21 protein-coding genes and 1 tRNA gene are annotated in these 21,190 nt (G+C 71.0%); 15 read left to right on the top strand and 7 right to left on the bottom strand.

Annotated features, from left to right (window positions below; genetic code table 11):
• Positions 1 to 302: 302 nt before the first annotated feature.
• Entirely contained in the window at positions 303 to 905 is a 603-nt protein-coding gene (locus ACL00U_RS14965; RefSeq protein ID WP_140448501.1) for a hypothetical protein, read from the bottom strand.
• A gap of 141 nt (positions 906 to 1,046) precedes the next feature.
• Here ACL00U_RS14965 and ACL00U_RS14960 point away from each other — a divergent pair, with 141 nt between their 5' ends.
• The 4 genes from ACL00U_RS14960 to rlmB are packed head-to-tail and all read left to right on the top strand — an operon-like array spanning position 1,047 to position 5,277.
• Complete coding sequence (locus ACL00U_RS14960; RefSeq protein WP_017888066.1) at positions 1,047 to 1,529, top strand: CarD family transcriptional regulator; 483 nt, start codon at positions 1,047 to 1,049, stop codon at positions 1,527 to 1,529.
• A 4-nt stretch (positions 1,530 to 1,533) separates the two neighbouring features.
• Positions 1,534 to 2,796 (top strand): 2-C-methyl-D-erythritol 4-phosphate cytidylyltransferase, encoded by a 1,263-nt coding sequence (gene ispD, locus ACL00U_RS14955; protein ID WP_412874074.1) that lies wholly within the window; start codon positions 1,534 to 1,536, stop codon positions 2,794 to 2,796.
• Positions 2,797 to 2,828: 32 nt separating this feature from the next.
• Positions 2,829 to 4,238: a cysteine--tRNA ligase gene (gene cysS, locus ACL00U_RS14950; RefSeq protein WP_042539317.1), complete on the top strand. Its 1,410-nt coding sequence runs from the start codon at positions 2,829 to 2,831 to the stop codon at positions 4,236 to 4,238.
• Between the two features lie 28 nt (positions 4,239 to 4,266).
• Complete coding sequence (rlmB, locus tag ACL00U_RS14945; protein WP_017888063.1) at positions 4,267 to 5,277, top strand: 23S rRNA (guanosine(2251)-2'-O)-methyltransferase RlmB; 1,011 nt, start codon at positions 4,267 to 4,269, stop codon at positions 5,275 to 5,277.
• 435 nt (positions 5,278 to 5,712) lie between these two features.
• On the opposite strand, the gene ACL00U_RS14940 is transcribed toward rlmB, so the two are convergent.
• Positions 5,713 to 7,029: a DUF4032 domain-containing protein gene (locus tag ACL00U_RS14940; RefSeq protein ID WP_140448498.1), complete on the bottom strand. Its 1,317-nt coding sequence runs from the start codon at positions 7,027 to 7,029 to the stop codon at positions 5,713 to 5,715.
• Between the two features lie 84 nt (positions 7,030 to 7,113).
• Positions 7,114 to 8,214: an ABC transporter ATP-binding protein gene (locus ACL00U_RS14935; RefSeq protein WP_017888061.1), complete on the bottom strand. Its 1,101-nt coding sequence runs from the start codon at positions 8,212 to 8,214 to the stop codon at positions 7,114 to 7,116.
• 242 nt (positions 8,215 to 8,456) lie between these two features.
• Here ACL00U_RS14935 and ACL00U_RS14930 point away from each other — a divergent pair, with 242 nt between their 5' ends.
• Entirely contained in the window at positions 8,457 to 9,389 is a 933-nt protein-coding gene (locus tag ACL00U_RS14930; RefSeq protein ID WP_274007358.1) for a DsbA family protein, read from the top strand.
• An 84-nt stretch (positions 9,390 to 9,473) separates the two neighbouring features.
• Here the strand turns inward: ACL00U_RS14930 and ACL00U_RS14925 are convergent, their stop codons facing one another.
• A complete protein-coding gene (locus tag ACL00U_RS14925) occupies positions 9,474 to 10,367 on the bottom strand; it encodes a neutral zinc metallopeptidase (protein ID WP_412873571.1) in 894 nt (297 codons plus the stop codon).
• Positions 10,368 to 10,467: 100 nt separating this feature from the next.
• Here ACL00U_RS14925 and ACL00U_RS14920 point away from each other — a divergent pair, with 100 nt between their 5' ends.
• Positions 10,468 to 11,610 (top strand): glycerol dehydrogenase, encoded by a 1,143-nt coding sequence (locus tag ACL00U_RS14920; protein WP_042539311.1) that lies wholly within the window; start codon positions 10,468 to 10,470, stop codon positions 11,608 to 11,610.
• 13 nt (positions 11,611 to 11,623) lie between these two features.
• On the opposite strand, the gene ACL00U_RS14915 is transcribed toward ACL00U_RS14920, so the two are convergent.
• Positions 11,624 to 12,427 (bottom strand): NAD(P)H-hydrate epimerase, encoded by an 804-nt coding sequence (locus ACL00U_RS14915; protein WP_031260218.1) that lies wholly within the window; start codon positions 12,425 to 12,427, stop codon positions 11,624 to 11,626.
• Here ACL00U_RS14915 and ACL00U_RS14910 point away from each other — a divergent pair.
• Together ACL00U_RS14910 and ACL00U_RS14905 are read left to right on the top strand one after the other, a co-directional pair.
• Positions 12,426 to 13,211, top strand: coding sequence for an alpha/beta fold hydrolase (locus tag ACL00U_RS14910; RefSeq protein WP_042539307.1), 786 nt, complete (start codon positions 12,426 to 12,428; stop codon positions 13,209 to 13,211). The two genes, ACL00U_RS14915 and ACL00U_RS14910, sit on opposite strands and share 2 nt — an antisense overlap.
• 53 nt (positions 13,212 to 13,264) lie before the next feature.
• Positions 13,265 to 14,296, top strand: a complete 1,032-nt coding sequence (locus ACL00U_RS14905) for an aldo/keto reductase (protein WP_056071789.1) — start codon at positions 13,265 to 13,267, stop codon at positions 14,294 to 14,296.
• Between the two features lie 242 nt (positions 14,297 to 14,538).
• Here the strand turns inward: ACL00U_RS14905 and ACL00U_RS14900 are convergent.
• A tRNA-Thr gene (locus ACL00U_RS14900) sits at positions 14,539 to 14,614 on the bottom strand.
• Between the two features lie 37 nt (positions 14,615 to 14,651).
• Positions 14,652 to 15,059 (bottom strand): peptide-methionine (R)-S-oxide reductase MsrB, encoded by a 408-nt coding sequence (gene msrB, locus ACL00U_RS14895; RefSeq protein ID WP_017888054.1) that lies wholly within the window; start codon positions 15,057 to 15,059, stop codon positions 14,652 to 14,654.
• 65 nt (positions 15,060 to 15,124) lie between these two features.
• Between msrB and ACL00U_RS14890 the strand changes: the two genes are divergently transcribed.
• The 7 genes from ACL00U_RS14890 (at position 15,125) to ACL00U_RS14860 (ending at position 21,176) form a co-directional block, all read left to right on the top strand.
• Positions 15,125 to 15,598: a GNAT family N-acetyltransferase gene (locus tag ACL00U_RS14890; protein WP_162243023.1), complete on the top strand. Its 474-nt coding sequence runs from the start codon at positions 15,125 to 15,127 to the stop codon at positions 15,596 to 15,598.
• The gene (locus ACL00U_RS14885; RefSeq protein ID WP_412873570.1) at positions 15,598 to 16,677 is read left to right on the top strand and encodes a DUF2332 family protein; all 1,080 of its coding nucleotides are present in this window, start codon (positions 15,598 to 15,600) and stop codon (positions 16,675 to 16,677) included. The genes ACL00U_RS14890 and ACL00U_RS14885 overlap by 1 nt, the downstream gene beginning before the upstream one ends.
• 96 nt (positions 16,678 to 16,773) lie before the next feature.
• Positions 16,774 to 17,085 (top strand): DUF3263 domain-containing protein, encoded by a 312-nt coding sequence (locus ACL00U_RS14880; protein WP_231564081.1) that lies wholly within the window; start codon positions 16,774 to 16,776, stop codon positions 17,083 to 17,085.
• Complete coding sequence (locus ACL00U_RS14875) at positions 17,082 to 17,693, top strand: LytR C-terminal domain-containing protein (protein ID WP_412873569.1); 612 nt, start codon at positions 17,082 to 17,084, stop codon at positions 17,691 to 17,693. Before ACL00U_RS14880 ends, ACL00U_RS14875 begins: the two co-directional genes overlap by 4 nt.
• 180 nt (positions 17,694 to 17,873) lie before the next feature.
• A complete protein-coding gene (locus ACL00U_RS14870; RefSeq protein WP_017888049.1) occupies positions 17,874 to 18,077 on the top strand; it encodes a cold-shock protein in 204 nt (67 codons plus the stop codon).
• A 257-nt stretch (positions 18,078 to 18,334) separates the two neighbouring features.
• Complete coding sequence (groL, locus tag ACL00U_RS14865) at positions 18,335 to 19,957, top strand: chaperonin GroEL (RefSeq protein WP_017888048.1); 1,623 nt, start codon at positions 18,335 to 18,337, stop codon at positions 19,955 to 19,957.
• Positions 19,958 to 20,279: 322 nt separating this feature from the next.
• On the top strand, positions 20,280 to 21,176 hold the full coding sequence (locus ACL00U_RS14860; RefSeq protein ID WP_152427318.1) for a hypothetical protein: 897 nt from the start codon (positions 20,280 to 20,282) through the stop codon (positions 21,174 to 21,176).
• The last annotated feature ends 14 nt before the right edge of the window (positions 21,177 to 21,190 follow it).

Below are 21,190 nucleotides of genomic sequence, written 5' to 3'. Positions count from 1 at the left end.
CCGGTCACGACTCACCGCGCGTCGTCCTGGGAGTGGTCGCAAGTCGTCGCCTCCGGCGCCTTGCAGTGACGGTTCGTGACCACTCGACGAGTGGTCTGCGACGAGTCATGACCGGGCCGCGCGCGAGGGCGCGCGCGACGGCTGGCGACGGCTGGCGACGGCTGGCGACGGCTGGCGACGGCTGGCGACGGCTGGTGTGTGCACCGCACGGACAGGAGGCCCGGTGCCGGTCCCTGGGACCGGCACCGGGCCTCCCGGTCTGCAGTGGTCGAGCGTCGCGTCAGCGCGTCAGCGCGGACGGACTACTGGCCGTCCGTCGGCGTGGCCGTCGGGGTCGAGGTCGGCAGCGTGACCGTGTCGGTCGGCTCCGGGGTCGGGCTCGGCGCGAGGGTCTGGTACTCCTCCTGCGAGCTGGTCAGCACCGGCACGTTCGCCGAGGTGCCCTCGGCGTCGGGGTAGCTGAAGTAGACCTTGACGAGCGACCCGGGCTTCGCGTCCGCGTTGTCGAACACGATCGGCTCGGCGTCGGCGGCGGTGGTGCCCTGGGTGGTGTCGCCCTCTTGCACGCTCGACTCGGCGTCGCTGCCCGCACCCGCTGCCATGGCGAGGTCGACGTGGCTGTTCGCCGGCACGTCGACGGTCTGGGTGTCGCCGCCGATCTCGATCGAGACGGTGTAGTCGTCCTGGTCGTCGTTGTTCACGAGCGTGCCGATGAAGCGGGCGCTCTCGCCGTCGTCCGAGATCAGCAGGGCGTTCCGCACGTCGACCTTGCCGGTCGAGACGTCCACGCCGTCGGTGATCTGCTTGATGTCGACGGTGTGGGCCGGCGACATGAACTCGCACCCGGTGGCGCCGAGCGCGATGGTTGCCGCAACGGCGACGGACACGAGTACCCGAGGTCGCAAGAGATTCCTCCGTAAGTCACGATGAGGACCGGGCGGTCCCCGCGCCCATCCTAGCGATCACCGGGAGGGGTGAGCGTTGAGGGTCCCCTTACCGGAACGGCCCTTGTGGTAAACTGGAGGTCTGGGAACGGAGCCTGATACATGCAATTCGAGGTCGGCGAGACCGTCGTCTACCCCCATCACGGGGCGGCAACCATCTCTGAAGTCAAGACTCGCGTCATCAAGGGCGAGGAAAAGGTCTACCTGAAGCTGCGGGTGACGCAGGGCGACCTGACGATCGAGGTCCCGGCGGACAACGTCGACCTGGTCGGCGTCCGCGACGTGATCGGCAAGGAAGGGCTCGACAAGGTGTTCGAGGTCCTCCGGGCACCGTTCACCGAAGAGCCCACGAACTGGTCACGCCGGTACAAGGCGAACCTCGAGAAGCTCGCTTCCGGTGACGTCATCAAGGTGTCCGAGGTCGTCCGCGACCTCTGGCGGCGCGATCAGGACCGCGGGCTCTCCGCGGGTGAGAAGCGGATGCTGGCCAAGGCCCGGCAGATCCTGATCTCCGAGCTCGCGCTGGCCGAGAAGACCGACGAGGACAAGGCATCGACCGTCCTCGACGAGGTCCTGGCCTCCTGAACGCCTGAACGCTGAACCACTGAGCGCGACAGCACGAACGACGACCGCACGGTTCCCCGACGGGGTGGACCGGGCGGTCGTCGTCGTTGCAGCGGGGTCCGGCACCCGGCTCGGCATCGGGACGGCGAAGGCGTTCGTGCCCGTGGCCGGTTCGCTGATGCTCGCGCGGGCACTCGAGCCCCTGTTCGCGTTGCCGTCGCCGACGCTCGTCGTCGTGGTCGCACCGGCGTCGCACCTGGACGAGTGCCGGCAGGTGGTCGGTTCCGTCGCGGGTGCTGCGGTCGCGTACACGGCCGTCGTGGCCGGAGGCGCGGATCGCCACGGTTCGGTCGAGGCCGGCCTGGCCGTGCTGCCGGACTCCGTCACCACGGTGCTCGTGCACGACGCGGCACGGTGCCTGACACCCGCGGCGCAGTTCGCGCGGGTGTTCGACGCCGTCGCCGCCGGGGACGGTGCGGGCGTCGTGCCGGCACTCCCCGTCACGGACACCGTGAAGCGCGTCGACGGTGACGTCGTCGTCGAGACCGTCGACCGTGCCGCACTCGTCGGGGTGCAGACGCCGCAGGGCTTCCCCCTCGCCGCACTCCGGCGGGCGTACGCGGTTTCGTCGCAGTCCGAGACGGACGATGCCGGCGTGTTCCAGGCCGTCGGGGGCACCGTCCGGTTTGTACCGGGTGACGCCGACGCCTTCAAGATCACGACGCCGTGGGACCTCGGCCGGGCCGAGTCGATCGCGCGGGCGCGGTCCGAAGCCGGTGCTGGTGCTGGTGCGGCGGGTGCCGGCCAGGCGGACACCGTCGCGGTCCGACTCGGGCTCGGGGTGGACGTGCACGCCTTCGACGACGCCTCGCCCTGCCGCGTCGGGCTGCTCGACTTCCCCGGCGAACCCGGGCTCTCCGGGCACAGCGACGGCGACGCGGTGGCGCACGCGGTGTGCGACGCCCTGCTCTCCGCCGGGGGCCTCGGCGACATCGGCGGCCGCTTCGGCACCGCCGACCCGCAGTACGCCGGCGCCACGGGCGACGTCTTCGTCCGCGGCGCGGTCACGCTGCTCGCCGACGCGGGGCTCGTGCCGGTGTCGGTCACCGTGCAGGTCATCGGCAACCGGCCGCGCATCGGTCGTCGCCGTGACGAGATGCAGGACGCCCTGTCCGCCGTGGTCGGCGCACCCGTGGCGGTGTCCGGCACCACGACGGACGGACTCGGGTTCACCGGCCGCGGTGAGGGGCTCGCCGCGATCGCCACCGCGCTCGTGCGTCCCGCCTGAAACCGCGGCCCCGCGCCGATTAGGGTTGAGGCGTGACCGTTCGCCTCTACGACTCCCGCGCCGCAGCCGTCGTCGACCTCGTGCCCCTGGTCGACGGACACGTGAGCGTCTACGTCTGTGGGCCGACGGTGCAGTCGTCGCCACACATCGGGCACCTGCGGTCCGCGCTGGTCTACGACATCTGGCGCCGGTGGCTCACCCACCGCGGGTACCGGGTGACCCTGGTGCGCAACGTCACCGACATCGACGACAAGGTCCTCGACCTGGCTGCCGGCACGGACGAAGCGTGGTTCGCACGCGCCTACCGGGTCGAGCTCGAGTTCACCGCCGCGTACAACGCCCTCGGCATCCTGCCCCCGACCTACGAGCCGCGGGCCACGGCGAGCGTGCCGCAGATGCACGAGATCATCCAGCGTCTCATCGACCGCGGGCACGCCTACGCCGCCGACGACGGCTCGGGCGACGTCTACTTCGACACCGGCAGCTGGGCCGACTACGGGGTGCTCACCCGGCAGCGGCGCGAGGACATGGTCGAGGCTGCCGACGCCGATCCGCGTGGCAAGCGCGACGCCCGTGACTTCGCGCTCTGGAAGGGTGCGAAGCCCGGCGAACCGTCGACCGCCAACTGGGACTCCCCGTGGGGCGCCGGCCGTCCGGGCTGGCACATCGAGTGCTCGGCGATGTCACGTCGGTACCTCGGCCCCGCGTTCGACATCCACGGCGGCGGGCTCGACCTGCGCTTCCCGCACCACGAGAACGAGCTCGCGCAGTCCACGGCCGCCGGGGACCCGTTCGCGTCGTACTGGCTGCACAACGGCCTGGTGACGGTCGAGGGGCAGAAGATGTCGAAGTCGCTCGGCAACTCGATCTTCGCCGCGGACTTCATCGGATCTGCTCGTCCCGCGGTCGTCCGGTACTTCCTCGGCGCCGCCCACTACCGCTCGTCGATCGACCACCACGAGGGCTCCCTGGCCGAGGCCGAGGCGGCGTACGACCGCATCGCCGGGTTCCTGGAGCGCGCCGAGCCCCGGCTCGAGGGCGTCCACCTCACCGATGCCCCATCCGTGCCCGAGGCCTTCGCCGCGGCCATGGACGACGACCTCTCCGTGCCCCAGGCCCTGGCCGTGCTGCACGAAACCGTGCGCACCGGCAACGCCGCCCTGGACGCCGACGATGCGGAAACGCTCGGGACCGCGTACCATCAGGTGGCTGCGATGGTGGAGGTGCTCGGCATCGACCCGCGAGCCGCCCACTGGTCGGGCGGCGGCCACGACACCTCGGCAGGCCCGCTCGCCGCCCTCGTCGAACGCCTCGTGCAGGAGCGCGCGGACGCCAGGGCAGCACGGGACTTCACCGCGGCCGACCGCGTGCGCGACGACCTCGCCGCCGCGGGCATCACGATCGAGGACACGCCGTCCGGAACACGCTGGAGCATCGCCTGAACACGGCAGTGCCGAACAGGAGCTACGCATGAAGAACGTCTCGGGAAGCAAGAAGGGTCGGCCCGGCGCCGTCCGCGCCGGTCGCAAGGGCAACAAGCAGGTCGGTTCCGGCGGACAGGGCGCGCAGGCGCTCGAGGGCCGCAAGCCGACCCCGAAGGCCGAGGACCGCCCGTACCACCCCGCGGGCAAGCGCAAGGCCGCGAAGGACCGCTTCGAGGCAGCCAAGGGTCGGCACGGTTCCTCGAGCACCCCGCAGGGTCGCACCGGCCGTCCGCCGGCACGCAAGACCGACGACTCCGAGCTGGTGACCGGGCGCAACTCGGTGCTCGAGGCGCTGCGCACGAAGACCCCGTCGTCGACGCTCTACATCGCGTCGCGCATCGAGGTCGACGACCGTGTGAAGGAGATCCTCGCGCTCGCGAACCACCGTGGCGTGCCGATCATCGAGCTCATGCGTCCCGAGCTCGACCGCATCACCGGGCACGACAGCGTGCACCAGGGAGTCGCCCTCAAGGTGCCGGCGTACCAGTACGCCGTGTCCGAGGACATCGTCGAGCAGGCGTTCTCGCGCGACCAGGTCCCGCTGCTCGTCGCCCTCGACGGCATCACGGACCCCCGTAACCTCGGTGCGATCATCCGCTCGACCGCGGCGTTCGGCGGACACGGTGTCATCGTGCCGCAGCGTCGCTCGGTCGGTGTGACGGCGTCGGCGTGGAAGACCTCGGCCGGTGCCGCGGCCCGCACCCCCGTCGCGATGGCCCCGAACCTGACGCAGACCCTGAAGTCGCTCAAGTCGATGGGCCTGTTCGTCCTCGGGCTCGATGGCGACGGCGACGTGGAGCTCGACGGCCTCGAGCTCGCCGACCGCCCGATCGTGATCGTCGTCGGTTCCGAGGGCAAGGGCCTGTCGCGCCTGGTCACCGAGACCTGCGACGCCATCGTGTCGATCCCGATCTCGAGCGCCACCGAGTCCCTGAACGCCGGCATCGCCGCGAGCGTCACCCTGTGGGAGGTCGCGCGGCGCCGCCGCACCGCGTAGCCCCGGCGCTTCGTCCGCAGGAACGGCCGCCTCCCCTCGTGGGAGGCGGCCGTTCCTGCGTGCGGCGCCGACCGGGGCAGGCCCGACGGGTCAGGACACGTCGGATGATGCCCGCCGGCAGGTCACGAGTCGTCGCTGCGCGACGCCGCAGGCGACGGTTCGTGACCGGCCGACGTGCACCTGGCGGGGTGTCGTGACCGCTCGACGTCCAACGGCACCACCGGCGGTGCAGGTGACGGTCTGGAGGGCCGGCACCGGTCTCCGGGACGCACGCCGGGCCTCCAGGCGGTCGCGTTCTCGAACCCCGAGCGGCCGCGACCCGTCGGCGGGTGTCGGCCGTGTGGTCATGAGTCGTCGCTGCGCGACGCCGCCAGCGACGGTCTGTGACCAGTCGGCACCCACCCGGCGGGGCGTCGTGACCGACCGGGGACCGCGTCAGACGGTGGCGCGCCAGTCGTCCACGTCGTCGGACTCGTCGGACTCATCGGCGGCGTCGTCGTCGAGCACCGGGATCGGCACGGTGATCGACGAGGTCGGCGGGTTGATGAGCAGGCGCTCGTCGCGACGGTGGCGGAGCACGTCGTTGATGTACGCGGTCGTGGCCTCTGGCAGGGAGACGGAACGCTCCTCCTGCTGGGACATGAACCAGCGGTGCTCGAGCAGCTCGTGGAACACCTCGGCGGGTTCGAGCCGACCGCGCAGGTCACGGGGGATCGACCGGACGACGGGCTCGAAGACCCGTGAGACCCACTCGTGCGCCACCATCTCCTCGTCGAGTTCGTCACGGCCGTTGCGGGCACGGTACGAGTCGAGGTCGTTGAGCAGGCGCCGGGCCTGGTTCTCGCCGGCGTCGAGCCCGGTGAGCCGCAGCAGTCGGCGCTGGTGGTGCCCGGCGTCGACGACCTTCGGCTGGATCCGGACCTGCGAGCCGCCCTCGGTCGTGTGGATCGACAGTTCTTCGATGTCGAAGCCGAGCTCGTTCAGGCGCTCCACGCGGTCGTTGATGCGCCAGCGTTCCTTGATGTCGAACTGCTCGGTGCCGGTGAGCTCGGTCCAGAGCGTGCGGTACTGGGCGACGATGCGGTTCGAGACGTCCACGGGGTCGGCGTTCTCGTCGAGCCGTCCGCCGGCCTCCAGGTCGAGGAGCTCGCCGGCGATGTTCACGCGGGCGACCTCGAGGTCGTTCTCGCGCTGGCCGTTCGACAGCCCGCCGGGGTAGAGCTTGCCGGTCTCCGCGTCGACCAGGTACGCGGCGAAGGCGCCGGCGTCGCGACGGAACAGCGTGTTCGACAGGGACACGTCGCCCCAGTAGAAGCCGATGACGTGCAGGCGGACGAGCAGCAGCGCGAGGGCGTCGACCAGACGGGTGGCGGTCTCCGGGCGCAGCGTCTGCGAGTAGAGCGCACGGTAGGGCAGCGAGAACCGCAGGTGACGAGTCACGAGCACAGGGTGCAGTGGTTCACCGTCGGCATCGGCGCGGTTCGTGATGACCGCGACCGGGTCCACACACGGCACGTCCATGCGCTGCAGGGTCCGGAGCATCTCGTACTCGGACCGGGCGACCTCCTCGCCGGTCTCCTTCACCGCGGCGACGTACCCACTCAGGTGCACGAACCGCACGAGGTGCCGTGAGATGCCCTTCGGCAGCGCGACGATCGCGTCGTCGGGCCAGTCGGCGAGCGGCAGGTCCCACGGCAGGTCGAGCAGGCCGGGGTCGACGGTGGCGGCGGTGATGGACATCGAGTCGGGCACGGTGGTTCCTCTGGTGTCGGGGACAGCCGAGAGCCCGCGTCCGGCCTGGTGAGGCGGGCGCGGGCTCTCGGGGGAGTGCGCTGGTTACGCGCTGACGACGGCCTTGTCGTCGAGGCGGTCGCCCGACTCGGTGTCGAAGGCGTGCACGTGGCCCTGCTTCGGCGTGATGACGATCGTGTCACCGATCGACGGGTGCGCACGACCGTCGACGCGGGCGACGATGTCGGCGCGCTGGCCGTTCACGTCGGCGTGACCGTAGAGGTAGCCGTCGGCGCCGAGCTCCTCGACGACGTCGACCGTGACGGGCAGGCCCTCGCCGGACTGCGACACGACGACGTCCTCGGGGCGGATGCCGACCGTGATCTGTGCGGCACGGGCGTTCGACAGCGTGTCGCGGTCGATCGCGTGGTTGAGCGTGCCGAACTTGATGCCGCCCTCGATGACGTCGGCGGGCAGCAGGTTCATGGCCGGCGAACCGATGAAGCCGGCGACGAACACGTTGTTCGGCTTCTCGTACAGGTCGCGCGGGGTTCCGACCTGCTGCAGGATGCCGTCCTTGAGCACCGCGATGCGGTCACCCATGGTCAGTGCCTCGGTCTGGTCGTGCGTGACGTAGACCGTGGTGACGCCGAGACGACGCTGCAGCGACGCGATCTGCGTGCGGGTCTGGACGCGGAGCTTGGCGTCGAGGTTCGACAGCGGCTCGTCCATGAGGAACACCTGCGGCTGACGGACGATCGCACGGCCCATCGCGACGCGCTGACGCTGACCACCGGAGAGCGCCTTCGGCTTGCGGCCGAGGTAGTCCTCGAGGTCGAGGAGCTTGGCGGCTTCCTGCACGCGGGTGGCGCGCTCTTCCTTGCCGACGCCGGCGATCTTGAGCGCGAAGCCCATGTTCTCGGCGACGGTCATGTGCGGGTACAGCGCGTAGTTCTGGAACACCATCGCGATGTCGCGGTCCTTCGGCGGGACGTCCGTGACGTCGCGGTCGCCGATGCGGATCTGACCGGAGTTGACCTCTTCGAGGCCGGCCAGCATGCGGAGCGAGGTGGACTTGCCGCAGCCCGAGGGGCCGACGAGGACGAGGAACTCGCCGTCGGCGACGTCCAGGTCGAGGGAGTCGACCGCGGGACGGTTGCCTCCGGGGTAGAGACGGGTTGCCTTGTCATAGGTGACGGACGCCATGAGCGTTCGGTCCTTCCTTCACCGGCAGGTACGTGCCGGACGATCCGAGTGAAGCGGTGTGCCCGTACGGGCCCCGGACAGTCGTCGTCGACTGTCGAGCTTCATACAACACGAGTTCACCCGGGTGCGCCAGTGTTTTCCCCTTGGTCGGCTGCTTCCCAGAGCGCCCCACTACAATCGCCGGGTCCGTCCGCCGAGCAGGGGAACGCCGAGCGGACACCGATCAGGAGGACGACGCACCGATGAACAACCGCCCCGAGGGTGCTGCCCGCGCCGCGCGGAACGAGCGCCGTGAAGCCGCCCGCCAGCGAGCCCAGCGTGCCCGGACCCAGCAGAAGCGACGCCAGCGCGGTGTCCGGCTCGGACTGCAGATCGGGCTCGGGGTCGTGCTCCTCGCCGCCGCGACGATCGTCACGCTCGTGCTGGTCGACTCCGTGAAGCCCGCCGGGCCCGGACCGTCGACGATGTCGCAGGGCGGCATCACGATCGGACAGGACCTGAAGCCGGTCACCGCGTCCGCATCCGGATCGGCCTCTGCCGCCCCGAGCAACGCCGAGACCGACGGTGCCGGGACCGTCCGGATCACCCTGTACGTCGACTACCTCTGCCCCGGCTGCGGCCAGTTCGAGCGGGCCAACGGTGACTACATCAAGGACCTGGTCGACTCCGGCGCGGCCACGGTCGACATCCACCCGGTCGCGATCCTGTCGAACCGCTCGCAGGGCACGAAGTACTCGCTCCGCGCCGCGAACGCCGCTGCCTGCGTCGCCGAGCACTCGCCGAACCAGTTCTACGCGGTCAACCAGGCGCTCTTCGCGAAGCAGCCGGACGAGGGCACGGCGGGCCTGACGGACGCGGAGCTCACCGAGGTCGTCACGGGTGTGCAGGGGCTCCAGGAGCGCAGCGCCGTCCGGAGCTGCATCACCGACCAGGACTACGCCAAGTGGGTGGACGAGCAGACGTCGAAGGTGTCCGACGGCACCATCCCCGGGTCGACGCTCAAAGAGTTCCCGGGGACGCCGCTCGTGCTCGTGAACGGCCAGCGGTACGAGCTGACCTCGCCGGTCACGAACGACGACTTCCGCACCTTCGTGGTGACGGCCGCCGGGACGACCGACGCGACCCCGACGCCCACCCCGAGCGCGACCCCGACGCCCACGCCGACCAAGCGCTGACGTCTGGACGAGCGCTGACGCGCTGACCACGGGCGTCAGGCCCGGTGCCGGCTGGTACCGGACCTGACGCCCGCAACGGCGCGGCTACAGGGCCGAACCCGGGATGCTCAGGGTGTCGCAGTGCGTCGCACCCTGCTGGTAGCCCCGCAGGAACCAGCGCTGCCGCTGCTCGCTCGACCCGTGCGTGAACGAGTCCGGGTCGACGCGGCCGGTCGCACGCTCCTGGATGCTGTCGTCGCCCACCGCACTCGCCGCCGACAGGGCGTCCGTGATCTGTGTGCGGGTGATCGGCTCGAAGAAGGTCTCGCCGTCCGCGTCCTCGGTGGTCGCGGCGTCGCCGACCCAGGCTCCGGCGTAGCAGTCCGCCTGCAGCTCGACGCGGACGCTGTCCGACGACGCCCCCGTGCCGGAGCGGTCGGTGCTCGCGAAGGATCCCTGCAGCTGCTGGATGTGGTGCCCCCACTCGTGCGCGACGACGTACATCTGCGCGAGCGGACCGCCTGACGAGCCGTACTGCGACTGCAGGTCGTCGTAGAACGCGGTGTCCAGGAAGACCGCCCGGTCCGGCGGGCAGTAGAACGGGCCGGTCGCGGCGGACGCCTGCCCGCACGCGGTGTCGGTGGAGTCCTGGAACAGGAAGAACTCCGGCGAGGTGTACGAGATGCCGAGGGATCGTGCCTCGGACGTCCAGTAGGCGTCGAGGGACTCGGCTGCGCCCTCCATCCGGCACTCGACGCGCAGGTTGGCATCCCGCCCGGTCCGGCACTCGGGGGCGGCGTCGGCGGACTCGCCCCCCTGCTGGATCGCCGTCAGGCCGTTGTCGCCGCCGACGATCCCGCTCAGGTCGACCCCCGTGAACTGCAGGATCAGGAACACCACGACGGCGCCGACACCCACGGCACCACCGCCGATCGCCGTGGTGCGACCCCGCCGCTTGACCTTGCCGCCCCGGAGCCGAGCATCGTCGTTGAACGTCATGGCCCCGAACCTACCGATCAGCGGCCCCGCGTAGCGTCGGCGGCGTCGGCCACCCCGACACCTGACGTACACCTGTCGCACAACCGGAAGGAACCGCACGATGGCCACTCCCATCAGCACCGTGATGAGCCCCGCCCGCTACGTCCAGGGCAAGGACGCGATCACCCGCGTCGGCGAGTTCATCGCCCCGATCGGCAAGCGGCCCCTGATCGTCGCCGACGACGTGGTCTGGAGCATCGTCGAGACCGCCGTGACCGAGAGCTTCCGGTCCGCCGACCTGGCCGTCGAGCGTGTCGGGTTCGGCCGCTTCGCCACCCCCGAAGCCGTCGACGAGCTCGTCGAGCAGATCGCCGCGAAGGACGCCGACGTCATCGTGGGACTCGGCGGCGGCTCCGCCATCGACGCCGCGAAGGCCGCCGGACACCTGGCCGGCATCCGGTGGGCGAGCGTCCCGACGGCCGCGTCCACCGACGCCCCCACCTCGGCGCTCGCCGTCATCTACACCGCCGAGGGCGAGTTCATCGAGTACCGCTTCTTCCCGCACAACCCGGACCTCGTGCTCATCGACACCAGGCTCGTCGCCAACGCCCCGGTGCAGTTCCTGGTCGCGGGCATCGGCGACGCGCTGGCGACCTGGGTCGAGGCCCGTGCCGCGAAGCGTGCCAACGCCGACACCATGGCCGGCGGCCTGCAGACCCAGACCGGCGTCGCGCTGGCCGAACTGTCGTGGCGGCTCCTGCACGAGAACGCCCTGCAGGCCATCGAGGCCGTCAAGTCCAAGGTCGTCACCCCCGCGCTCGAGAAGGTCGTCGAGGCGAACACGCTGCTGTCCGGCCTGGGGTTCGAGTCGGGCGGGCTCGCCGCCGCCCACGCGATCCACAACGGGCTGACCGCCGCTCCGCAGGCCCACGGCCTGGCGCACGGGCAGAAGGTCAACATCGGCACGATCGCGCAGCTCGTGCTCGAGGGCGCCCCGGCGGAGGAGATCGAGGACTTCGTCGTCTTCACCACGAAGGTCGGCCTGCCGAACACCCTGACCGAGATCGGCCTGACGGTGGACGACCGCGACGTGCTGCAGGCCGTGGCCGAGGCCGCGACGGCGGAGGGCGAGACCATCCACAACATGCCGTTCCCCGTCACGCCGGAGCTCGTGGTCGACGCCCTGGTCGCGATCGAGGGCATCGCGCGCAGCATCCGCGCCGAGCACGGTCTGCCGGAGCCCGTGCTGTACGAGCACCACTGACCCCGGCGCGGGATCAGGTGCGGATCAGCGGTTCCATCGTCGCCAGGTCCGCACCGATCCCGACGTCGACGAGTTCGATCCGACCCGCGAGGGTGGCGGCGGGTCCGGTCAGCAGTCCGGCCTTCACGCCGCCGAACGTGACGGTGACGTCGGCGTGCAGGACGTGGTCGTCCGCGACGCCGCCGGTGTCCACGTCGACGCCGCTCGGCACGTCGACCGCGACGACGAACGGCGCGCGCTGGTCGCGGGCGAGCTCGCGGATCGCGTCCACGACCTCGCGGGCGGGGGACCGCAGTGCGGTCGCGCCGTGCACCCCGATGCCGAGGATGCCGTCGAGCACCAGGTCGGCCTCGAGTGCCGCCTCGGTCGCGACGGCGGCCAGGCGCTCGCCGTCGCTCCGGCCGGCTGCCCGCAGGATGTCGGCCGCTCCGCCCGCGTTCGGTCCCGAGGTGCCGGACGCGCCGTCCAGCAGACGGGCGCCGGCGTCCAGCGCCGCTGCCAGGCCGGCCGCGTGGACACGGGAGCCGACGCGCAGGACCGCCACGTGCCTCCCGGCCGCTGCCAGGCGAGCACCCGCGAACAGGGCGTCCCCGCCGTTGTCGCCGCTGCCCGCCAGCACGAGGACCGATCCCGGCCCGTCGACCGGCCGCACGGCCGGGTCGTCCAGCAGGTCGCCGACGATGCGCGCGAGCCCTGCGGCGGCTCGCTGCATGAGCGGTTCCCCCGCGTCGAGGTGGGGGCGTTCCGCCGCCCGGATCTGATCGCCGCCGTAGCCGTCCATGGCGACCACACTGCCCCGATACGCTGGAGAGGACATGTCACTCGTCCCCGAAGCGCCCCGCCCCCGGTTCGTGATGTCGCCCGACGGGCTGCGACTCGCGACCTACGACTTCGGCGACCCCGACGCCCCGGCCGTCATCGCGGTGCACGGGTTCGCCTCCGGCGCGGTGCTCAACTGGCACGCATCGGGCTGGACGCGACACCTGGTCCGTGCCGGCTACCGCGTGCTGGCGCTCGACCAGCGGGGGCACGGCGCGAGCGCGAAGCCGCACGACCCGGGTGCCTACTCGATGGACCTGCTCGTCGCCGACGTCACCACGGTCATCGACACGTACCTGCTCGACGACGTCGCGTACCTCGGCTACTCGCTCGGCGCCCGCGTCGGCTGGCACACCGCCGAACGCCTGCCCGGCCGGATCTCGCGAGCGGTCTTCGGCGGGATCCCGGACGCCGACCCGATGCGTCGCGTCCGCGTCGACCAGGCGAAGGCCTACATCGCCGACGGCACCCCGATCGAGGACCGCGTGACGAACGGCTACCTGACGATGGCGGGCAACGTCGAGGGCAACGACCTCGGCGCGCTCGTGGCCATGGTCGAGGGGATGCGGAACAGCATCGAGCCGACCCCGCAGAACGCCCCGGCGCAGCCGCTCCTGATCGCGGCCGGCAGCGAGGACGGCATCCGCGACAGTGCGGTCCGGCTCGCCGAGGCCGCACCGGACGCCACCTTCTTCGAGATCCCGGGGCGCAACCACTTCAACGCACCGACCTCGCGGCCGTTCCGCGAAGCGGCGCTGCGGTTCCTGTCCGCCCCGCGCTGAGGGGTACTCGTGGGTCCCCTCGGTCGGACCCCACCGGGCGTACCGTCCCCGCCATGGACTACAGACTCCTCGGCAACAGCGGGACATCGGTGTCGACGCTGACCCTCGGCACCATGACGTTCGGCAGCGAAGCCGACGAACCCACCTCACACGCCATCCTCGACGCCTTCGTGGCCGCCGGTGGCACGCTCGTCGACACGGCGGACGTCTACTCCGGCAACGAGTCCGAGCGGATCATCGGCCGCTGGCTCGCAGCACACCCCACCGAGGCGGCGCAGGTCGTCCTCGCCACCAAGGGCCGGTTCCCGCAGGGCGACGGTCCGAACGACCTCGGGCTGTCCCGACGACACCTGCGCGTGGCCCTCGACGCCTCGCTCGAACGGCTCGGCGTCGACCACATCGACCTGTACCAGATGCACGCCTGGGACGCCCTGACCCCCATCGACGAGACCCTGCGGTTCCTCGACGACGCCGTGTCCGCCGGCAAGATCGGCTCGTACGGGTTCTCGAACTACCTCGGCTACCAGGTCACCAAGGCCGTCTACGAGGCGAAGGCGCACGGCTGGGCACCGCCGGTCACCCTGCAGCCGCAGTACAACCTGCTCGTCCGCGACATCGAGCACGAGGTCGTGCCCGCCTGCCTCGACGCCGGCATCGGCCTGCTGCCCTGGTCGCCCCTGGCCGGCGGCTGGCTGTCGGGCAAGTACCAGCGCGACGAGGCCCCGTCCGGCGCCACCCGCCTGGGCGAGAACCCGGAGCGCGGCATGGAGGCGTGGGAGGCCCGCAACGGCGACGAGCGCACATGGGAGGTGCTCGACGCCGTCTCCGAGGTGGCCGACGCCCACGACGCGTCGAAGTCGCAGGTCGCACTCGCCTGGCTGCTGGCCCGGCCCGCGGTCACGAGCGTGATCCTCGGTGTCCGCACCCTGTCGCAGCTCGAGGACAACCTCGGTGCCGCCGACCTGGTGCTCACCGACGACGAGCTCGCCCGGCTGACCGACGCCAGCGCGCCCCGCATCGACGACTACCCCTACGGCACGGCGGGCGTCGCGCAGCGGGAGCGGAAGATCACCGGCGGGCGCTGAACCGGCGGGCGCTGAGCCGGCGGGCGCTGAGTCGGCGGGCGTCGGCCGGACCGCGCCGTTTCGCGTTCGTGCACATCGTGCGGATTTCCGCGGATGTGGGGTCAGGGTGTGGACGCGCGGGTCGGTGAGGTGTCATCCTCGTCGCACGACCGGCTGGTTACCGCGTCCAGCGCCCGGAACGCCCCCTGATCCGCGTTCCGTGTGCCGATGCCCCGGGCGAGACTTCGCCCGGGGCATCGCTCTGGGGCCGGCAGCGGGACTTGAACCCGCAACCCCCGTATTACAAGTACGGTGCGCTACCAATTGCGCCATGCCGGCTGACGCCGCTCATCCTACCGGTGAGGGCGTCCGGGGCTCACTCGCCCGACTTCTCCGAGAAGTTCAGCGAGATCGAGTTCATGCAGTACCGGTCACCGGTGGGGGTGCCGAACCCGTCGGGGAACACGTGGCCAAGGTGCGAACCGCAGCTCGCGCACCGGACCTCGGTCCGGGCCATGCCGAGCGAGTTGTCCTCGATGAGCTGCACGGCGTCGGGGTTCACCGACTCGTAGAACGACGGCCAGCCGCAGCCGGAGTCGAACTTCGTGCCGCTCTTGAACAGCTCCGCGTTGCAGGCCGCACAGGTGTAGACGCCGGCGCGCTCCTCGTCGAGGAGTTCACCGGTCCACGGTCGTTCGGTCCCCGCCTGGCGGAGGACGGCGTACTGGTCCGGGGAGAGCTCCTCGCGCCACTGGGCGTCGGACTTGTCGACGTTGTATGCCATTGGTTCCTCCTGCTTCCGGTCGGGCTCTTCCGGGTACTCCCGACCACTTCAGTAAACTCGCCACGATGTCCGAGCATTCCGTGCACCACGCCCGCTGGACCCGTCTGACGACGGACGCACTGTACGGCATCGTCGTCCTGCGCAACCGCGTGTTCGCGCTCGAGCAGCGGGTCACCGCCGAGGACTTCGACGGCCGTGACCGCGAGCCCGACACCGAGCACTGGTGGTTCGGCACGGACACCGCTGCGGTTGGGTACCTGCGGCTCATCCGCCCGGCGGTGGACGAGGTCCACCCGGACGGCGCCGAGTCGCCGGCGTGGGTCATCGGGCGGGTCGCGACCGACCCGGAGCACCGCGGGCAGGGGATCGCCGGCGGGCTCGTCGCCGCCGTCCTCGACGAACACGGACACGACCCGTTCGTCCTGCACGCCCAGGAGTACGTCGCGGCCCTGTACGAGCGGTACGGCTTCGTGCGGTTCGGGGAGCCGTACGTGGAGGCCGGCATCCGCCACGTCGGCATGCACCGGCCCGGGCGCTGATGGGCACCCGGGCCCGGTACGCCGCCTTCGCCGACCGCATCGAGGCGGTCTCACCGTCGTACGCCGCCTGGGCACGGTCGCTCGACGACGCCCTCGTCGCGCTCCTCGCCGAGGTCCCCGAGCAGCAGCGGCAGCCGGAACTGTTCTTCGCGGTCGCGCGGCGGCTGGGCGCGGACCCGTCGGACCCGGGTGCGCTCGGCGCGCTCGGCCTGGAGGCCCGCCCCGCGCTGGTCACGGCCCTCGCGTCCGCCACGGTGCAGGCCAACGACCCGCGGCGGCTCGCCCCGGTCGTCCCGCTCTTCGCGGCGCTCGCCGAACGCTCCTCACGGCCGCTCGGCCTGGTCGATGCCGGGGCTGCCGCCGGGCTGTGCTCGATCCCGGACCGGGTGACGCTCGACCACCGGACGTCGGAATCCGGAGTGTCGGCGGAACGCGCCCCGGTGCCGTCGTCGCGCCCCGACTCCTCGGGGCGCGACGACCACGGCGGGGCGCGCACCGAGCTCGTCCGGATGCACGCGGCGGTCGACGAACCCGCGGTCCGTCTCGTCGCGGACGTCTCCGGGGTCCTTCCGGCTCCGGCGAGCAGGCCGATCCGGATCGGCGCGCGGATCGCGCTCGACCCGAACCCGATCGACCTCGCCGCACCGGGCGCGTTCGACCGGTTGGTCGAGGCGGTCCCGCCCGAGGCGACGGACCGGATCGCCCTGATGCGCGAGGCGGCGCGCGCGACGCTCGCCGTGCCTCCCGTGCGGATCAGGGGCACGCTGCCGGGTGACCTCGACCGTGCACTGGACGCCCTGCCGGACGACGTCGAACCGGTCGTCCTGACCACCGGGACCCTTGTCTACGTGCCGGGCGCGGACCGGCAACGGTTCGTGGACCGGATCCGTGAGCGGGGGGTGCACTGGATCGCCCTCGAGCGCACCGGGATCCTGCGCGATGTGGCCGCGACGCTCCCCGATGACGTCGACGCCGCTGACCCGGACGCGTTCGCGACGGCCTCAATCGACGGGGTCGCGGTCGCCGCCTCCGACCCGTTCGGTACCCGCGTGCGCTGGTTCCGTGCGCCGAACCTGTGACCAGTGTTCGCGACAGTCCAGCCCCGTGCCAGGGTCCGGATCGACTCCACCCCTACGATGTGCGAGACCCGTTACCCGACCGTGATCGGAACCGCCGTGACCAGCCCCACCGACGAACGCAGCACTGAGCAGCTCAGCGAGCTCGCCCAGCGCGTGCTGTCGTTCGAGCAGGACCGGGCACGGCACGACCGCACGAAGGAAGCGGAGATCCGGGTCGAGTTCGAGATGTCGGCGGCGCGCTACTACCAGGTGCTGAACCGCGTGATCGACTCGCCCGCGGCACTCGCGTACGACCCGCAGCTCGTCAGCCGGCTGCAGCGGCTCCGGCACGCGCGCACCAGCGCCCGGGCCACGCGCAGCTTCGTCGCGCCAGGCGTGGCTCCCGAAGGACGTGAAGAGGAACGATGAGCACGAGATTCCCCCGAGACCGGTTCGACGACGTCGCCGACGGCCCGCGGGTCGGTGCGCACCGCGGTGCCCAGCGTCGCGGCCGTGGCTGGATCGCCTTCGCCTGGGCGGCACTCGCCACCGGGGTGCTCGTCGGCATCGGCGTGCTCGTGCTCGCGCTGCTGAACGGCAGCTACTCCTTCAACGGCTCGGACTCTCCGTCGGCGTCCACGTCGGCGTCCGCCACCGCGAAGCCCTCGGCGACGTCGAAGCCGTCCGCGTCCTCGTCGGCCGGATCGGGTTCCGCGGGGTCCGGCGCGGGCAGTGCCGCGGCCGCGACGCCGGCGCAGCAGGGCACCACCACCGTGGTGGTCCTGAACGGCACGACCACCACGGGCCTGGCAAGCCGGGCGAGTGCGGCGCTGACCGGTGCCGGCTGGCAGGTCGCCTCGACCGGTGACGCCGGCACGACGGGCTCGACGTCGACGATCGTCTACTACCAGCAGGCGTCGCAGGCGGCGGTCGCGCAGGGCATCGCGAAGCAGCTCGGGGTCACCGCGGTGCAGCAGTCGGCGGCGTTCCCGAACGCGGACGTGAGTGTCGTCCTCGGCGCGGACTACACCGGTTGATCCCGGCACCACCGCGTTTTTCGCGCATTGTGTGACGGGTGTGTTTCGGGCACGTTGATTTCTGCCGGAATCGACGTGAAACAACGTCACACCTCTTGCCTGATCCGGCGCGTTCGGTCAGAGTCCCATGCAGACGACGATCACGTCGTTCCGCACTGCAGTACCAGGGAGCAAGAGATCATGGCCAACGGAACCGTGAAGTGGTTCAACGCTGAAAAGGGCTTCGGCTTCATCACCGTGGATGGAGGGGGCCAGGACGTGTTCGTGCACTACTCGGCCATCGACATGTCGGGTTACAAGGTCCTCGAGGAGGGCCAGGCCGTCGTGTTCGACGTCGGGACCGGGTCGAAGGGCCCGCAGGCAGAGTCCGTCCGCCCCGCCTGAGCACCACCACTTCCAGAACGCGCCGTCCCGTCAGGGGCGGCGCGTTCGTCGTGTGCGGGGGTGAGGACGGGTGCGGGGAGCGCGACCGCGGCGGTGGTGCGGGGTCCGCCGGACGTGGCGTGTCCTGGGAAGTCGTCACGAGCCTCCCGACTGTGTTGCACTCGCACCCGTCGAGTGCCAGAATCGGCGTTGGCACTCGCTCACGCTGAGTGCCAGCACGACCCCCAAGACGACGTCCGGGAGGGACGAAAAACCACATGGCTAAGATCATTGCTTTCGACGAGGAGGCCCGCCGTGGCCTCGAGCGCGGCCTGAACCAGCTGGCCGACGCCGTGAAGGTGACGCTCGGCCCGCGCGGCCGCAACGTCGTCCTCGAGAAGAAGTGGGGCGCCCCCACGATCACGAACGACGGTGTCTCCATCGCCAAGGAGATCGAACTCGACGACCCGTACGAGAAGATCGGTGCGGAGCTCGTCAAGGAGGTCGCCAAGAAGACCGACGACGTCGCCGGTGACGGGACGACCACCGCGACCGTCCTCGCCCAGGCCCTCGTCCGCGAAGGCCTGCGCAACGTCGCCGCCGGTGCCGACCCCGTGTCGCTCAAGCGCGGCATCGAGAAGGCCGTCGCCGCCGTCTCCGACCAGCTCCTCGCCAACGCGAAGGACATCGAGACCAAGGACCAGATCGCCGCGACCGCGTCGATCTCGGCCGCTGACCCGACGATCGGCGCGCTCATCGCCGAGGCCATCGACAAGGTCGGCAAGGAAGGCGTCGTCACCGTCGAGGAGTCGAACACCTTCGGCACCGAGCTCGAGCTCACCGAGGGCATGCGCTTCGACAAGGGCTACCTGTCGCAGTACTTCGTCACCGACCCCGAGCGTCAGGAAGCCGTCTTCGAGGACGCCTACATCCTGATCGTCAACTCGAAGATCTCGAACATCAAGGACCTCCTGCCGGTCGTCGACAAGGTGATCCAGGCGGGCAAGCAGCTCCTGATCATCGCCGAGGACGTCGACGGCGAGGCCCTGGCCACGCTCGTCGTGAACAAGATCCGCGGCATCTTCAAGTCCGTCGCCGTCAAGGCTCCGGGCTTCGGCGACCGCCGCAAGGCCATGCTGCAGGACATCGCGATCCTCACCGGTGGCCAGGTCATCTCGGAAGAGGTCGGCCTCAAGCTCGAGAACGCGACGCTCGACCTGCTCGGTCGTGCCCGCAAGGTCGTCATCACCAAGGACGAGACCACGATCGTCGAGGGTGCTGGCGACGCCGAGCAGATCGCCGGCCGTGTCCGCCAGATCCGTGCCGAGATCGAGGCGACCGACTCCGACTACGACCGCGAGAAGCTCCAGGAGCGCCTCGCGAAGCTCGCCGGTGGCGTCGCCGTCATCAAGGCGGGTGCCGCGACCGAGGTCGAGCTCAAGGAGCGCAAGCACCGCATCGAGGACGCCGTCCGCAACGCGAAGGCTGCCGTCGAAGAGGGCATCGTCGCCGGTGGTGGCGTCGCCCTCATCCAGGCCGGTGCCGTCGCACTCGAGGCCCTCGAGCTCGAGGGTGACGAGGCGACCGGTGCGAACATCGTCCGCGTGGCCATCGACGCGCCGCTCAAGCAGATCGCGCTGAACGCCGGTCTCGAGCCGGGCGTCGTCGCCGCCAAGGTCCGCGAGCTCGAGTCGGGTTGGGGCCTCAACGCCGCGACCGGCGAGTACGTCGACCTGATCGCCGCCGGCATCATCGACCCCGCCAAGGTCACGCGTTCGGCGCTGCAGAACGCTGCGTCGATCGCCGGTCTGTTCCTGACCACCGAGGTCGTCGTCGCCGAGAAGCCCGAGCGCACCCCCGCTGCTCCGGCTGGCGACCCGACGGGTGGCATGGACTTCTAAGTCCGCCTGACGGAAGGGCCCCGCACGCTGCGCGTGTGGGGCCCTTCTGTGTGTGTGGGGGGTGCGGGCTGCGGGTGGGCCTGTTGGTCACGACACCCCGCTCAGGCTCGCGGCGCGGTCACGAACCGTCGGTTTGGCCGCTTCCCGTCGACACTTCGTGACCGTCCGGCGGCGCAGGAGCGGGGAGTCATGACCGGCTCGTGGATGCGGCTTGCTCGTGTCGCGCCTCACCACTCCCGCACAGGAGGCCCGACTCACCTCGTTCTCCACAGGTTCCGAGCGCAGGTGGTCGGCTCGCGTGCCCTGCAGCGACCATGACGGCATGCCAGCTGCCCGTCGCCTCCCCGCTCCGTTCGACCGATCCACCTTCCGCGTGGCCGATGCCGTGGGTGGTGGCATTCATCCGGAACGACTCCGACGTGCCGACCTGGCAGCCCCGGTCCACGGTGTCCGCGCTCCGATCGACTCGGTGGACTTCATCGACGCCGTCGCCCTGGTCATGCGTCCCGACCAGTTCTTCAGTCACACGACCGCCGCTGCGATCTGGGGTGCGCCACTGCCGCAGTCGGTGCAATCGCTCCGGACCGTGCACGTCTCCACTGTGGGAGACGGGGTCCGGATGCGTCGGCCGGACGTGATCGCGCACCGCATCCGTCGGCCGACCGTCGTCGAACACCGCGAGCGCCGGGTCAGTTCGCCCGCGCAGATGTGGTTCGAGTGCGCCGGTGTCGTGGACCGTGACGGCCTGGTCGCGATCGGGGACCACCTCGTCGGAGTGTCGGGTCTCGCGACTGCGGACGACCTCCGTGCTGCGATCCGTCCCGGCACACGCTTCGCGCTCGCTGCTCGGCGCGCGCTGGAACTCGTCCGGGCCGGGGCGGAGTCGCCGCAGGAGACCTGGCTCCGTCTGGCAGTGGTCGAAGCGGGGTTCCCCGAGCCGGAGCTGAACGTCGACGTGCACGACGGTGCGGGACGGTTCCTCGGCCGCGTCGACATGGCGTGGCCGGAGTTCGGCATCGCGTTGGAGTACGACGGCGATCACCACCGCGAGCGTGACACCTTCCGACACGATCAACGACGGGACAACGGGTTCGTGGTGAACGACTGGCTCGTGATCCATGCAACGGCGTCGGACGCCCACCGGCCCGCAGTGTTGTTCGAGCGGCTCCGGCAGGCGTTCGAGGTCCGTGCGGTCGGAAACCGTCGGCGCTCGGCGTGAGAGCGGCATGTGCC

The organism is Curtobacterium poinsettiae (assembly GCF_047226435.1).
Classification (GTDB): Bacteria; Actinomycetota; Actinomycetes; order Actinomycetales; family Microbacteriaceae; genus Curtobacterium; species Curtobacterium poinsettiae.
Note: the sequence above shows the minus strand (reverse complement) of the source record. Positions and strands in the feature narration are given on the sequence as shown.